Below are 13848 nucleotides of genomic sequence, written 5' to 3' on the forward strand. Positions count from 1 at the left end.
TGGCGCGGTCAACACCGTCTACGACATTTTCGCCATCGACGACGAAGGCTCGCGTTGATCTTCCCGGAAGGTCAGGATGTGGCATTTATCGACGAAGTGCTGGCGCGTCATCCGTCGGAGACGCTCGATCCGGTATTCGCTCGTCTGTGGCGCAACCGGCTCGCCAAGCGCGACGCCAACGGCATCCACGGATTGCTGTTCTATCGGTTGGAAGAGAAGAAAGTGTTTTACCCCGATCGCATCGACGAGAATGCCATCAACCCCAACGGCGGCCGGCTGCGCTGAGACCTGATCATGGAAAAAATCGAATCCCACGCCTGCTTCGGCGGCCGTCAGCAAGTCTGGAGCCACAACGCGACCACGCTCGGCTGCACGATGCGCTTCGGCGTGTATCTGCCGCCGCAGGCCGAAAGTGCGGACTGCCCGGTGCTGTATTGGCTGTCGGGCCTGACCTGCACCGAGCAGAACTTCATCACCAAGGCCGGCGCGCAGCAGTTCGCGGCGCAGCACGGGGTGATCCTGGTCGCGGCCGATACCAGCCCGCGCGGCGAGGGCATTCCCGACGCGGACGGCTACGACCTGGGCCAGGGCGCGGGGTTCTATCTCAATGCGACCCGGCCCAAGTGGGCGGCGAATTTCCGCATGTACGACTACGTGGTCGATGAGTTGCCGGCGCTGGTCGATGCGCATTTCCCGACCACCAGCGCGCGCGCCATCAGCGGGCATTCGATGGGCGGACACGGCGCGCTTATGATCGCGCTGAAGAATCCGGGACGTTATCGCAGCGTATCGGCGTTTTCGCCGATCGCCGCGCCCTCGCATTCGCCGTGGGGCGAGAAAGCTTTCACCGCGTATCTGGGCGAGGACCGCGAGGCGTGGAAGGCGTGGGACGCGACGGCGCTGGTCGCCACCGCGCGCGAGAAGCTGCCGCTGTTGATCGATCAAGGCGGCGACGACGAATTCCTCGTGCCGCAGCTCAAGCCCGAGTTGCTGCGAGTGGCGTGCGAGGTGGCCGGGCATCCGCTGGAGCTGCGCATGCGAGCGGGCTACGACCACAGCTACTACTTCATCGCCAGTTTTATCGGCGAGCACATCGCGCATCATGCGAAGGCGTTGCGCGGTTGAGATGTGGGCGTTCCGGTCGTGCTGCCGCGAATCGCTCGTTTGCCCGCCGAGCCCGGCAGGGGTTCGTGATTGAAACGGGTGGATTAGTAGTGAATTGAATTCGCGTACTACCCATCATTTTTACGCGAAACGCGCACGGCGCGTAATGAACCACCGACGCGATGCGTATTTACAGCGCATCGTGTGCGTCGTACGTCCACATAATGCGTCTGCTTGTTTTATTCGGCGACGACAAACTCTGCGAACCACTTCGCATCGCAACCGAAATCGATTGAATAAAGTCGGCTCGACGCGATCGGGCTTTCGATGCTGATCGCGTCGTCCGCCTCCGCTCGCGATCGAACGCTGGAGACGGGAGAACTCGTCTTTCAGGCAGGAGCAATCGCATGCATCCCATCCGACGCGCATGGCCTTATGCGCTGGCCATCCTTCAGGCATCGTCCGTCCTTATCGCATCCGCCGCTGAGGCGGTCCCCATGAACCTGGTGCGGGCCGCAGTCGCCGAAAATCGTCTCAACGATCGCGACCGCGCCATAGTCCGGGAGCAGTACAAAGAGCAGTCGATCGATTGGGTGCATCTGGTGCGGATCGATCCCAAAGCGCTGGATCTCGATGAATTTCAGATCGACTTGTATGACCGCAGGATCACGGTAAAAAAGCGCGACAGACCGCCGTCCTTGGATTCGATACCCAATCTTTGGTCCGGTCGTGCGATACAAGCCAGCGATCCGCTGGGCTGGGACCCAGGCACCCTTCGTGACGTGAGGTTGTATCGACAGGACGATGGCGGTGTCCGCGGCTCGATCTATATCGACGACATCGTCTATGCGCTGCGGCCTTTGTCCGACGGCGTGCATGCCCTGATCCGACAAGATTTGTCGCGTCTGCACAGCGACCAAGACGATGTGAGGATACGTCCTGTCCCGGTCAAGCCGCGCAAAGCGATTTCCCCCGAGCCTTCGTCTTCTACGCAGAATCCGGCGCAAATGGAAATGATCCGCATAGCCGTCGGCTACACCGCCGCGGCGGTTGGCGGCGGTCCGCTCGAAGCGATGTTTGTCGAGATCGAAGACGCCATCAAGAAAGCCAACGAGAGCTTCGCCGCCAACAACATCGCAATGCGCCTGGAACTCGCGGCATGGGCCGACAGCGCCGGCTACATCGAGCGCAGCGATGGCGCCGCTATCGCGACTACCCTGGCGGCGCTGGCCGAGGGGCCCGACGGTGCGCTATGGCTGCCGCATGCGGCGCGCGACGGCGAGCGCGCCGATCTGCTGGCTATGATCGTCGGGGCTCAAGGCGATACGATCTGCGGCCAGGCCAATCAGGTCGGATCGAGCAAGGAGACGGCCTTGTTCGTGTTCAAGCGCGGCTGTCTGTTTTCGCACACGCTGACGCACGAAGTCGGGCATCTGCTTGGCGCCGACCATCAGCCGGGCTCGGCGCTTGATCCGCCGGTGTTCGTTTACGGACACGGATTTCAGCGCCTGCCCGAGCCGGGCATCGCCGGTTGGAGCACGCTGATGGCCACCGACTGCCCGCCCCAACGTTGTCCGCGGCAGAATTTCTGGTCATCGCCGCTGCGCGAGCATGAAGGCGAAACTGCCGGCACCGCCGCTGCTCACGACAATGCGCGCGTGTTGAGCGAGAACAAGGCGCGGGTCGCCGCGTTCCATCCGCCGCCGGACGGCGCTTCGCGCAAGCGCGATACGAACAGCCTTCCGCGCTATGCCCGAGCGAGCGCGAACTCCAATAGCCGCGCTTTTATCATCGCCTCCAATCCGTCGATGAGCGCGATGGGGCGACACGCGCGCTGACGCGCGCGATGTCGTCCTCGCCCCAGGGATTCAGAATTTCTTCGGCGGCGGCAATGCCTTCGCATTGACCTTGTTGCCATCGGCCAGCATCGCATTGGGCGCGAGCACCACGGTGTCGCCCGGGCTGACGCCGCTGAGCACTTCGACCTCGTTGCCCAGGTTGCGGCCCAGGGTGACGTCGCGATAGGCCAGGGTCGAATCGGTCTTCAACGTCACCACCTGGGTTCCGCTGCCGCGCTGGATCACCGTGGACACCGGCAGCACCACCGCCGGCGCCGCACGTGGCAGGTGCAGGCGCGCGCTGCCGACCATGCCGGCGGGAATGCGGCTGTCGGGGTTGGGCAGGCGCAGTTCGGTGCGCATCACGCCGGCGTCGCGCGAGAGATTACGCGCGCTGCGCGCGACCTGGGCCTTGAAGGTCTGGCCGGGCAATTCCGGGAAGCTGACCTGCGCTTCCAGGCCGTTCTCGATCTGCATCGACACGTTCTGCGGCACGTCCACCACCACCCGCAACGGGTCGAGCACCGCCACCTCGAACATCGGCACGGTCGAGGACGCCGAATCGCCGACCACGCGATCGCCGCGTTCGACGTTGCGCGCCACCACCACGCCGGCGAACGGCGCGCGCACCGACTGGAACGCCTGCCGCTCCAGCGCCGAGGTCAGCCGCGCCTGCGCGGCGTTGCGCGCGGCGACGGCAACGTCGTAGTTGCCCTTGCGGTCGCTGAAGTATTCCTTCGACACCGCGCCGGTGCCGATCAGCGTCTGCGCGCGGTCGTAGTTGACCTTGGCCAGTTCCTGGTCGGCGCTGGTCTGCGCCAGCACCGCGCGCGCTTCGCGCACCGCCTGATCGATTTCCGGCGCCGAGATCGTCGCCAGTACCTGCCCGGCGGCGACCTTGTCGCCGAGTTCGACCTTGCGCTCGCTGACGAAACCGGTGGCGCGCGCGTACAACTGCGCCGACTCGCCGGCCTGCGCGCGCGCGGGCAACGACAGGTCGTAGGCGGCGTCGGCGGCCTTGGCCTGCACGGTCAGGACATCGGGCACGGTGCTGGCCGGGGCGGACTCGGCCGAGCTGCGGCCGCAGCCGGACAGCGCGGCGAGCAACGCGGCGGAAACGGCCAGGGCCAGCGCGATGCGGATCGGCTTGGCTTGAGGCTTAGAGCGATTCATGGAGCGACTCCTGCGGGGGTGCCGTTCGGTTCGGCCGCGCCGTCGGTTTCGACGTCCGCGGCAGGTTTGCGGCGACGGCCGACGACGGCCAGGATGGAAGGAACGAGGATCAAGGTGGCCGGGGTGCCGAACAACAGGCCGCCGATCACCGCGCGGCCCAGCGGCGCGTTCTGCTCGCCGCCGTCGCCCAGGCCGATGGCCATCGGGATGATGCCCAGGACCATCGCGCTGGCGGTCATCAGCACCGGGCGCAGGCGCACCGCGGCCGATTCGTACGCGGCCAGTTCCGGATCGTGACCGTCGGCGATCAGGCCGCGCGCGAAGCTGGTGACCAGCACCGAGTTCGCGGTCGACACGCCGATCACCATCATCACGCCCATCAGCGCCGGCACGCTCAGCGGCGTGCCGGTCACCCACAGGCCGACGGCGGCGCCGGCGATGGCGATCGGCAGGCCCGACATCGCCACGGCCGGTTGAATCCACGACTGGAAGTTCACCACCAGCACCAGGAACACCAGGATCGCCGACATCACCAGGCCCGCCGCAAGCTCGCCGTAAGCGCTCTGCATCTCGCCGGCCTGGCCCACGATCTCGATGCGGTTGCCGGGCTTGAGCTTGGCGTTGAGTTCGGCGGTGATCTTCGACAGGCGATCGTAGACCGAGCCCAGGTCGGTGCCTTCCACGTTGGCGATCACGCTGATGGTCGGCGCCAGCGTGGTGCGGGCGATGCTGGCCGGCACGTTGCGCGGCGTCACCGTGGCGATATTGCGCAGCAGCACCGCCTCGCCGTTGGCGCCGATGCGCAGCGGCGAGTTCATCAGCTGATCGATGTTCTGCATGTTGTTGAGCGGCGCCTGCACCTGCACGGTGTAGGCGATGGCGTTGACGGTGTCGGTCCAGTACACCGGCGACACCGTGCCGGCCGAACCGAGCACCGCCAGCACCGCGCGCGCGGCCTGCTGCGCGTCCAGGCCCAGCTGCGCGGCGCGGGTGCGGTCGATCTTGACCTGATACTCGGGCAAGTCCAGCACCTGCCGCAGCGAGATATCGACCGCGCCGGGCACCTTGTGCAGGCGGCTTTCGATCTCGCGCGCCACCGCCATGTTGCCGGGCACGTCGCGGCCGATCAGGCGCACTTCGAACGCGGCCGCGGCCGAACCGGCCAGGGTGCGGCTGGTCGCGTCCGGCGGCCGCTCGAACAGCTTCACGTCGGGAAAACGCTCGGCGATGCGCTGGCGGATCTTGACCAGGTAGTCGTGGCTGTTGGCGTGCGGCGAGCGCAGCTGCAGCATGATTTCGGCTTCGAACGAACCCACCACCGTGCTGTCCACCAGCGACAGGTTGATCGCGTCGGGCACGCCGATCTGTTCGTAGACGGTCTGCAGTTCCTGCGGCGGGATGATGTTGCGGATCTCGTGCTGGATCTCGCTGAGCCGGGCCGCGGTTTCCTCCAGGCGCGTGCCGGTCGGCAGGCGCACCTGCATGCGCAACTGGCCGGCATCGACCTGCGGGAAGTACTCGCGGCCCAGCGAGGCGGCGGCGAGCGCGCCCACGCCGAACACCAGCAGCGCGACGATGGTCAGCACCGCGCCGTGATGGCCCAGCCTGACCAGCAGCGCGTGGTGCTTGTCGCGCAGCGAGTCCAGCACGTGCTCGACCTTGTGATTGATCTTCAGCAGCAGCTTTTCCGGTGCCCAGCGCGGATTGGCGCGGCTTTGGATATCGGCCGGCAGCAGCAGGTAGCACAGCACCGGGATCAGCGTGCGCGAGAGCAGGAACGAGGCCAGCATGGCGAAGATCACCGCCAGCGCCAGCGGCGTGAACACCCACGCCGACAGGCCGGTCATCAGCAGGATCGGGGTCAACACGATGCAGATCGAAATGGTCGAGACCATTTCCGGGAACACCACTTCCTTCGCGCTGTCCAGGATCGCGGTGCGCACGTCCTTGCCCAGGGCGATGTTGCGGTTGGTGTTCTCCACGTCCACCACCGCGTTATCGACCAGGATGCCGATCGCCAGCGCCAACCCGCCCAGGGTCATGACGTTGAAGGTGTAGCCCAGCAGATGCAGCATCGCGACCGAGGCCAGCAGCGCCAGCGGGATCGCCGACAGCACGATCATGCTCGAGCGCCACGAGCCGATGAACACCAGCACCACCAAAGCCACCAGCAGGCCGACCAGCACCGCTTCGTGCTCGATCGAGGCGATCGCGTTATCGACGAACACCGACTGATCGAAGATCGCGTGGATGCGCGTGCCCGGCGGCGCCGAGGCTTCGATTTCGGGCAGGCGCGCGCGCACCGCGCGCACGATCTCGACCGCGGACGCGCCGCCGAGCTTGATCAGGGCCACCGACACCGCGCTGGAGCCGTCCATGCGCGCCACGTTGGTCTGCAGCGCGCCGCCGTCGCGCACCGAGGCGACGTCGCGCACGTACAGCACCGTGCCGCCGCGCTGGGCGACCGGGATGTCGAGGAACTCGGCCGCGCTCGCCGGGCTGGTATCGATGGAGATCTGCATCTCGCGCCCGCCTTCGCGGATCGAACCCGACGGCAAGGTCGGGCTGCCGCGTTCGAGCGCGCTGGTGACGTCGGCCGGGGTCAGGCCGTAGGTCTGCAGCTTGGACGGGTCCAGATCGACCATGATCTGCCGCGGCGCGCCGCCGTAGGGCAGGGTCATGCGGATGCCGGGAATGGTCTGGATCTGCGAGCGCAGTTGCAGGCGCGCGTAGTCGTACAGCTGCGCCTCGGTCAGTGAATCCGACGACAGCACCAGCTGCAGCACCGGCGTGCTCGACACGTTGTTGCGCACCACCAGCGGCGGCGAAGTACCCGGCGGCATGCGCCGCAGGATGGTCTGCGAGACCGCGGTGATCTGCACCAGCGCGCGGTCCAGGCTGACCGTGGGCTGGAAGTCGATGCGCACGATGCTGGCGCCGTTGAGCGTTTCCGAGCGCACCTCTTTCAGGTCATCGACCGTGTTGAGGATCGCGGCTTCGGAGAACGAGGTCATCTTCGCCGCGACGTCGGCCGCCGGCAGGCCGCTGTAGGTCCACACCAGGTTGACCGACGGAATCCCGACTTCGGGCAGGATGTCGGTGGGCATCTTGCGCGCCGACAGCACGCCGAACAGCAGGATCAGGATCGCCAGGACGCCGATGGTGTAGCGGCGGCTCAGCGCGTATTGAACAATCCACATCGTGAGAGGGTTCCGACGGCTGGATGAGTGGTGCGAAGTGTCCGCGCGGACGATCCGGGTTGCAGCCGTACCGCGTGGAAAGGTTCGTGTGCGTGCCGCAACGCTGCGGGCGCCTGAATGCATGGCCGTGCGGCCAGAACAGGCACTTTAGGCGGCGCGGACAAACGCGGCGCTGTCGCTTGGCTGACAAAATCGTCAGTCGCGAGCGCAAGCGCTCGAATGCATCGGCCTGGGGAGGGCGATCGTTCCCCGCTGGGTTTGGGCCTCGCTGGGTGACAGGGCGGCGGCGCTCGCTGCGCCTGCCCGACCGGTCCGCTCCGGGGCCGGCGCGCCGACCGCGGCCGCCGGCGGCCGCGCGAGGCGGGACGTCGGCAGCCGGATCGCCGCCCATCGGCCCGTCCTGCGTTACCAAGGAGTGACGGGTCGCTGGGGGAGTGCGATTAAAGTAGTCCCTGAACCGCCGCCGCGTTAGTACATTACTGTCGCATCATTGCCTATTTCTGCAATTCAGCCGAAGCGGCACAGTCTCAGGCCAGATTCGTACCGATAATCCCAGCAACCCGACTCCCCCCGGGAAGCCATGAACGCCAATACTTCTGCTGAATCGATCGCGCACCGAGGCAGTTGCGCCGCGCAGGCCGAACTGGTCGATCGGATTGCCCGATTAACCGACGGCGGCGGCGACGGTGTCCACAGCACCGTGGTGCGGCCGTTGCACCTGATCCGCATGAGCGGCCCGACCGAGTGCTCGCCCTCGGTGTACGAGCCGCGCCTGTGCGTGGTCGCGCAAGGACGCAAGGTCGTGACCTTGTCCGACCGCACCTATCACTACGATCCGCTCAACTATCTGGTGGTGTCGGTCACGCTGCCGATGATCGGCCAGATCGTCGAAGCCACGCCGGACAAACCGTATCTGTGCCTGCGCATCGATATCGATCCGGCCGAGATCGCGCGGCTGATCGTCGACGCCGGCCAATCGCCGGCCAGCGACACCGGCCGCGAAAGCAACGGCGTCGACCTGGGCCTGTACGCGGCGAAGGTCAACAAGACGCTGATGGACGCGGTGCTGCGGCTGATGCGATTGCTCGACACGCCGCAGGACCTGCCGGTGCTGGCGCCGATGGCGCTGCGCGAGATTTTCTATCGCGTGCTGATGGGCGACCTGGGCCATCGCCTGCGCGCGCTGGCGGTCACCGACAGCCGTTCCAGCCGCGTCGCCAAGGCGGTCGCGGTGCTGCGCCAGCGTTATCTGCAGCCGCTGTGCATCGAGGATCTGGCCGACGAAGTGCACATGAGCACCTCCTCGCTGCACCATCAGTTCAAGGCGGTGACGACGATGTCGCCGCTGCAGTTCCAGAAGCATCTGCGCCTGCACGAAGCGCGCCGGCTGATGATGGTCGGCGGCATCGAAGCCGTCGCCGCGGCCCATCGCGTGGGCTACGAGAGCCCGTCGCAGTTCTCGCGCGAGTACAAGCGCCTGTTCGGCGCGCCGCCGCGTTCGGAAGTGGTGTTGGCTCGGGGCGCGCCGCAGGGGTGAGGGGGCTCCGGGCTTCGGCGTCGAAGATTTCGGTCTCGAAATGCCGGCTGTCGTGGCCGATCGCCTCATCGCGATCTGCTCAGGCATGCGGCGATCTTTGTTGGATGCGCAGTCTCCAATCGAGGATTGATTGATGAAGGTCATCGATTCCCATCAGGTTCGATCGAGCTTCCACGCGATCGTGCGCGGTCGCGATCGCATGTTGCCTATCCGGTGAATTCGTCATCGCCGACCTGGCGAAGAACCACGCATTGCCGCGAGCGATCAGCTTGTCGGCCAGCGCATCGACCCGATAGCCACCGGGCATCCCTGCGCAAATTTCCGCGCCCATCGCACCAGCGAAAAACGTTTCGGTTGAAACCGACCCCGCACCTGCGCAACGCGCGCATCGATAGCGGAGCGCCATCGCGAATCGAATCGATCCCGCCGACTAAAGCAGGGTAGGGAGCCCGTCGCGCACCTGCGTTGATGCGCGCTGTGCGTAAGAAATCTTTATGAGATTTCGTGCTGTACGAATGCATATCGAGTGAGGGGGGGATGTAGTTCTTTTTGCGTTTGAGGATTGAGCGTGCCGAAAACGCCTCTCTCCCCACCCTGATCGGCACGCCGCCATCGCTGTTCCATTTCTCCGCATCAAGGCCCTCATGCCTTGGCCGTGGCGGGCGCCTGCGCCCGGCGGCAGCGGGTGACCGTGTCTGAAATCAGCATCAGGAATGAACGAATGAAGAAGATGTCGTCGAAAAAATTCGCCGTGCTCGGCCTCGCCGCCGCTTGCGCCACGGTGTTGGTGTGGTCGCGGCAGCAGGCGCAGGCGCCGGATACCGCGTCGGTCGGCGCGCTCGCCGGCGCCAATGCCGCCAGCGTCGCCGCCGGTTCGGTGTACGCGTCGATGCAGCCGGTGGCGATGAACGCGCCCACGCCGCGCAACGCCGCGCAAAGCAAGCTCGGCGCCGGCCAGTTGCTGCAGGCGGTGCAGGCCTTGTCGCAATCGCAAAGCCGCGGCGGCGGCGCGTCCGCGCCGTCGGCGTCTTCGCAGCGCGGCCCGGCGTACCGCGGCGCTTCGGTGGCCGAGCAGATCGCCGCGCTCGATCGCGCCGGCATTCCCTCGCGCTTCCGCGATGGCGAGAAGGTCAAGGTCAACGTCGATCTGTCGCTGACCTACGATCAAGTGCAGAACCCGAGCCTGCTCGACCGCGCGACCGCGTCGCTGCGCGAGACGCTGCTGGCCGCCGGCATGCAGGCGCATCAGATCAACGGCTCGCCGAGCATCGAAGCCTCGGTGCCGCTGGCGCGCCTGGAATGGGTCGCCGGCCTGCAATCGGTCGCGCAGGTGTCGCTGATGACGATGTCGCAGACCACCGCCTTCAGCGACGGCGCCACCGCCAGCAACATCGACCAGCTGCGTTCGCTCGGCAACTACGATCAGCTCGCCGCCGGCTTGCGCAGGGAGCTCAAGGGCGAAGGCCTGACCATCGCCATCGTGGATCACTTCAACAATCTCAACGGCGCGGTCCAGGCGCTGCAGGACGCCGCGGAGTGGCCGCAGAACAGCGACGCCGAAGCCGACAAGCTGACCCTGACCGCCTCCACCAACGGAGTTTTCGGTTATCGCGGCGAACCGCACGGCAACGCGGTCACCGAAATCGCCTACGACATCGCGCCGTCGGCCAAATTCCGCCTGTACGACAACACCGGCGCCGCCGACTGGGTCAGCGCGATCCAGGACGCGGCCAATCTCAACGCGCAGAACGTGGCGCAGGGCGAGCCGCGCGCGCAGGTCATCACCGCGTCGCTGGGCTTCAACCTCGCCGCCCCCGGCGACGGCACCGGCACCGGCAGCGATCTCAAGGGCCTGTACGAAGCCATCGACGCGGCCAAGAACAACGGCGTGATCGTGCTCAACGCCGCCGGCAACGAAGCGCAGGTGCATTGGGACGACGACAGCACCGCCGGCGCGGGCGCCAACGTGCTGCAGGATTTCCGGGTCGGTAACCTCGACGCCAACGGCGCGGCGATCGTGGAAAGCATCAATCCGCTGACCATCGACGGTCGCTACGGCGGCTGCATCCCGGTCGGCGCCAGGACCCAGAAGGACCGCGACACCTTCGAGTTCAACGTGTGGCTGGGCTGGAACGACTGGACCAGCGCGAACAACACCACCGACGCCGACTACCGGTTGGAACTGGTGCGCTGGGCCGACGCGGTCACCCGCAACGGCCGCGTGGTCACGCCGGCCGGCTGGGTCGCGGTGGCGCAATCGGATTTCGCCCAGACCGGCGCCGCCGGTCAACAGCCGCTGGAATTCGTTTCCTACCAGGCGCCGGCCGCGGCCAGGACCACCGCTTGCAACGCTCAGGGCTTCGACCCCGCGCGCTTCGCCGGCGGCGGCAAGTTCGGCGTGCGCATCACCCGCAAGACCGCGGGCGTGAACAACTTCCTGCGCCTGATGAACTCGGGCTACAACTTCCAGTACGCACAGACCGCGCGTTCGCTGATCCATCCGGCCGATGCGGCCAGCGTGATCACGGTGGCGGCGCTGGATGCGGCGACCTCTAATCTGGAAGCCTACAGCTCGCGCGGCCCGGTCCTGGGCGCCGGCGGCGCGCGTCCGGCCGGTCAGGCCGCGGGCAACGCCAAGCCGGATCTGGCCAACTTCGCCAACGTCGATACGGTGTCTTACGGCGACAACGCCTTCAACGGCACGTCCTCGGCGACGCCGCACGCGGCCGCGCTCGCGCTGCTGGGTCTGCAGCATCAGCGCCAGCTGACCAATGCCACCGTGCCGGCGCCGTTGCCGGCCAACGCGACCGCGCAGCAGAAGGCCGACCGTGCGGCCCTGCTCACCCAGCGCAACGTCAATCTGGCCGATTCCACCTACGACGCGCTGGTCTATGTTTCCAGCACCGGCGGCAACGACCTGGGCGATGCCGGCTTCGATGCCAGCTACGGCAACGGGCGCCTGAAGTTCCACGCCCGCTCCGAGTCGTGCTTCCTGTCGGCGACCTACGACGCGAGGTATCGCTCGCTGCTGCCCGCGCAGGCTTCGCCGCTGCCGGCCGGACAGAAGAGCTACGAGCAACTGCGCATCGACAACAGCGCCACCTGCGCCGCGAACTGACGCGGCCCGGCCTTCGCCGCGGATTCGCGGCGAAGGTTTTCCTCAAGCACCGGGCCTCGCGCCCGGTGTTTTTATTTGCGCGGTCGCGGCCGGTCGCCTTCGGCGTCGCGCAATCCCTCGCTGCAGCGCAAACAAGCGCCGCGCGCGCTCACCCAAGCTCACGATCGCACTACCCGGGCTAACGGTTTTCGCCGCCCGTTCGGCGTGCGTGTTGCGTTCCGCTCGAAACAAAGAACGCAATCCTCGCGGGCCGCAGGACAGCGTTTTCGCGCGCAAGGCAAAGAAAGTCCAGATATTTCCCTTCTGCCATGCGCGTCGCATTTTTGCCCTGCGCCGGCCGGTAGCGTCCGACCCCGACGCGAAGCAGCCAGCGATTCGATCGCCAGCCACCGTATTCCGGCCTGCGTTCCTTTGTGCGTCCGCGCTCGCGCGGACGGCTGCCTGCATCGCGACCCGGCGACACCTTCGCTTCGGTCCATCAGGGAACAGGGGACAGGCCATGAATCATCGATATCGCTCCGGCCCGCAGTTGCGCACACCGCTGGCCGCGGCGGCGCTGGTGTTCGCGCTCGCCGCGTGCACCGACAGCCATCTTCGGCCCGAGCCGCACGACACCTTGTCGCGCGCCGACATCCGCAACCATGCGCAAAGCGGCGATGCGCTGCCGCTGCCGCCGTTGAGTTCGACGATCCCGCTCGAAATCAGCGTGCCGCAGCAGAAGCCGAATCTGCAGGACCTGCAGGACGATTTCGATCTGTTCTCGTGGCAGTCCTTCGTCGCGGTGAACTGGCCGGCCGGGCCCGACGGCAATCCCAAGCCGGGCGCGAGCATCGGCCCGGACGTGCCGACGGTGTGGGAGAACTGGAAGGAAAGCCGCGACATCTTCCTGCCCGGCGGCGCCACGCCGCCGCCGTGGGGCCAGGACCCGCCGCCGCCGGACGTGTGCAAGGGCAAGGGCGCCGGCACCTTGAACCTGACTCAGGTCGGCAAGACCCCGAACGTGCTCGACGAAAGCGGCGAGCCGTTCGAAACCGGCCCGCTGATCGACCAGAACGGCCAGTACGTGCGCTTCGCGATCATGGCCAATCAGGACATGTTCAACACCATCGTCAGCGACGGTCTGTACAGCAAAGCCGGTCAGGCCAAGTTCGCCCAGCCGGCCAACTTCGCCCAGCCCACGGGCTCGAAGAACGTCGGCGCGATCATGATCAAATCGTCGTGGAAGGTGATGGGCGCCAACGACGATGTCAGCCGCTTCCACACCATCCAGGCGCTGGTCTACACCAATCCGGGCGAACACGAGGGCGTCGCCGCCGCGTGCAAGCGCCAGACCGTGGGCCTGGTCGGCCTGCATATCGCGCACAAGACCGCCGACGAACCGCAATGGATATGGTCGACCTTCGAGCACGTCGACAACGTGCCCAGCCAGGGCGAGCCGATCGACAAGCCGCACTACAACTTCTACGACAAGAACTGCACGCAGAACTGCGACGTCAACGAGCCGCCGCCGCGGCCGTGGAATCCGAACGCGGCGCATACCCAGCCGACCCAGGTGATGCGCGAGATTCCGTTGACCGCATCGACCCAATCGCTCAACGCGCGCTACCAGGCGGCGTTGCTGAAGAACTATCCCGGCACGGTGTGGGCGAACTACCAGCTGATCAGCACGCAGTGGCCGACCAACGCCACCAATCCGACCGATCCCACCGGCAATCCGGCGCCGAGCTTCCTCGCCAACGCGACCTTGGAAACCTACATCCAGGGCAAGGTGCCGCAAGCCTCGTCGAGCTGCATGGCCTGCCACAACAACGCGACCATGACCAACGGCCTGACCTCGGATTTCACCTACCTGCTGCAGCGCGCGCAATAAGGAGAACG

Annotated in this window: 9 protein-coding genes; 6 read left to right on the forward strand and 3 right to left on the reverse strand. The window is 66.5% G+C overall.

The genetic code is table 11. The features are described from left to right. Positions 1–54: 54 nt before the first annotated feature. The 3 genes from J7J50_RS14915 to J7J50_RS14925 all read left to right on the forward strand — a co-directional run bounded on the left by J7J50_RS14915 (position 55) and on the right by J7J50_RS14925 (position 2942). Positions 55–285: a hypothetical protein gene (locus J7J50_RS14915; protein WP_215056841.1), complete on the forward strand. Its 231-nt coding sequence runs from the start codon at positions 55–57 to the stop codon at positions 283–285. 9 nt (positions 286–294) lie between these two features. Continuing rightward, positions 295–1125, forward strand: a complete 831-nt coding sequence (gene fghA / locus J7J50_RS14920; RefSeq protein WP_215056840.1) for an S-formylglutathione hydrolase — start codon at positions 295–297, stop codon at positions 1123–1125. Between the two features lie 386 nt (positions 1126–1511). Beyond that, positions 1512–2942, forward strand: coding sequence for a zinc-dependent metalloprotease family protein (locus J7J50_RS14925; protein WP_215056839.1), 1431 nt, complete (start codon positions 1512–1514; stop codon positions 2940–2942). 30 nt (positions 2943–2972) lie between these two features. Here J7J50_RS14925 and J7J50_RS14930 read toward each other — a convergent pair whose 3' ends face one another. Together J7J50_RS14930 and J7J50_RS14935 are read right to left on the reverse strand one after the other, a co-directional pair. Beyond that, positions 2973–4115, reverse strand: a complete 1143-nt coding sequence (locus J7J50_RS14930) for an efflux RND transporter periplasmic adaptor subunit (RefSeq protein WP_215056838.1) — start codon at positions 4113–4115, stop codon at positions 2973–2975. Next, positions 4112–7315, reverse strand: a complete 3204-nt coding sequence (locus J7J50_RS14935) for an efflux RND transporter permease subunit (protein ID WP_215056837.1) — start codon at positions 7313–7315, stop codon at positions 4112–4114. The genes J7J50_RS14930 and J7J50_RS14935 overlap by 4 nt, the downstream gene beginning before the upstream one ends. 580 nt (positions 7316–7895) lie before the next feature. On the opposite strand from J7J50_RS14935, the gene J7J50_RS14940 reads away from it, so the two are divergent. Beyond that, the gene (locus J7J50_RS14940; protein ID WP_215056836.1) at positions 7896–8852 is read left to right on the forward strand and encodes an AraC family transcriptional regulator; all 957 of its coding nucleotides are present in this window, start codon (positions 7896–7898) and stop codon (positions 8850–8852) included. 79 nt (positions 8853–8931) lie between these two features. On the opposite strand, the gene J7J50_RS14945 is transcribed toward J7J50_RS14940, so the two are convergent. Continuing rightward, positions 8932–9258: a hypothetical protein gene (locus J7J50_RS14945; protein WP_215056835.1), complete on the reverse strand. Its 327-nt coding sequence runs from the start codon at positions 9256–9258 to the stop codon at positions 8932–8934. 315 nt (positions 9259–9573) lie between these two features. Here J7J50_RS14945 and J7J50_RS14950 point away from each other — a divergent pair, with 315 nt between their 5' ends. Together J7J50_RS14950 and J7J50_RS14955 are read left to right on the forward strand one after the other, a co-directional pair. Next, entirely contained in the window at positions 9574–11970 is a 2397-nt protein-coding gene (locus tag J7J50_RS14950) for a S8 family serine peptidase (RefSeq protein ID WP_215056834.1), read from the forward strand. 499 nt (positions 11971–12469) lie between these two features. Next, the gene (locus J7J50_RS14955) at positions 12470–13840 is read left to right on the forward strand and encodes a hypothetical protein (protein ID WP_251044159.1); all 1371 of its coding nucleotides are present in this window, start codon (positions 12470–12472) and stop codon (positions 13838–13840) included. Positions 13841–13848 lie beyond the last annotated feature (8 nt).

Source organism: Lysobacter sp. ISL-50 (assembly GCF_018612875.1).
Classification (GTDB): Bacteria; Pseudomonadota; Gammaproteobacteria; order Xanthomonadales; family Xanthomonadaceae; genus Lysobacter.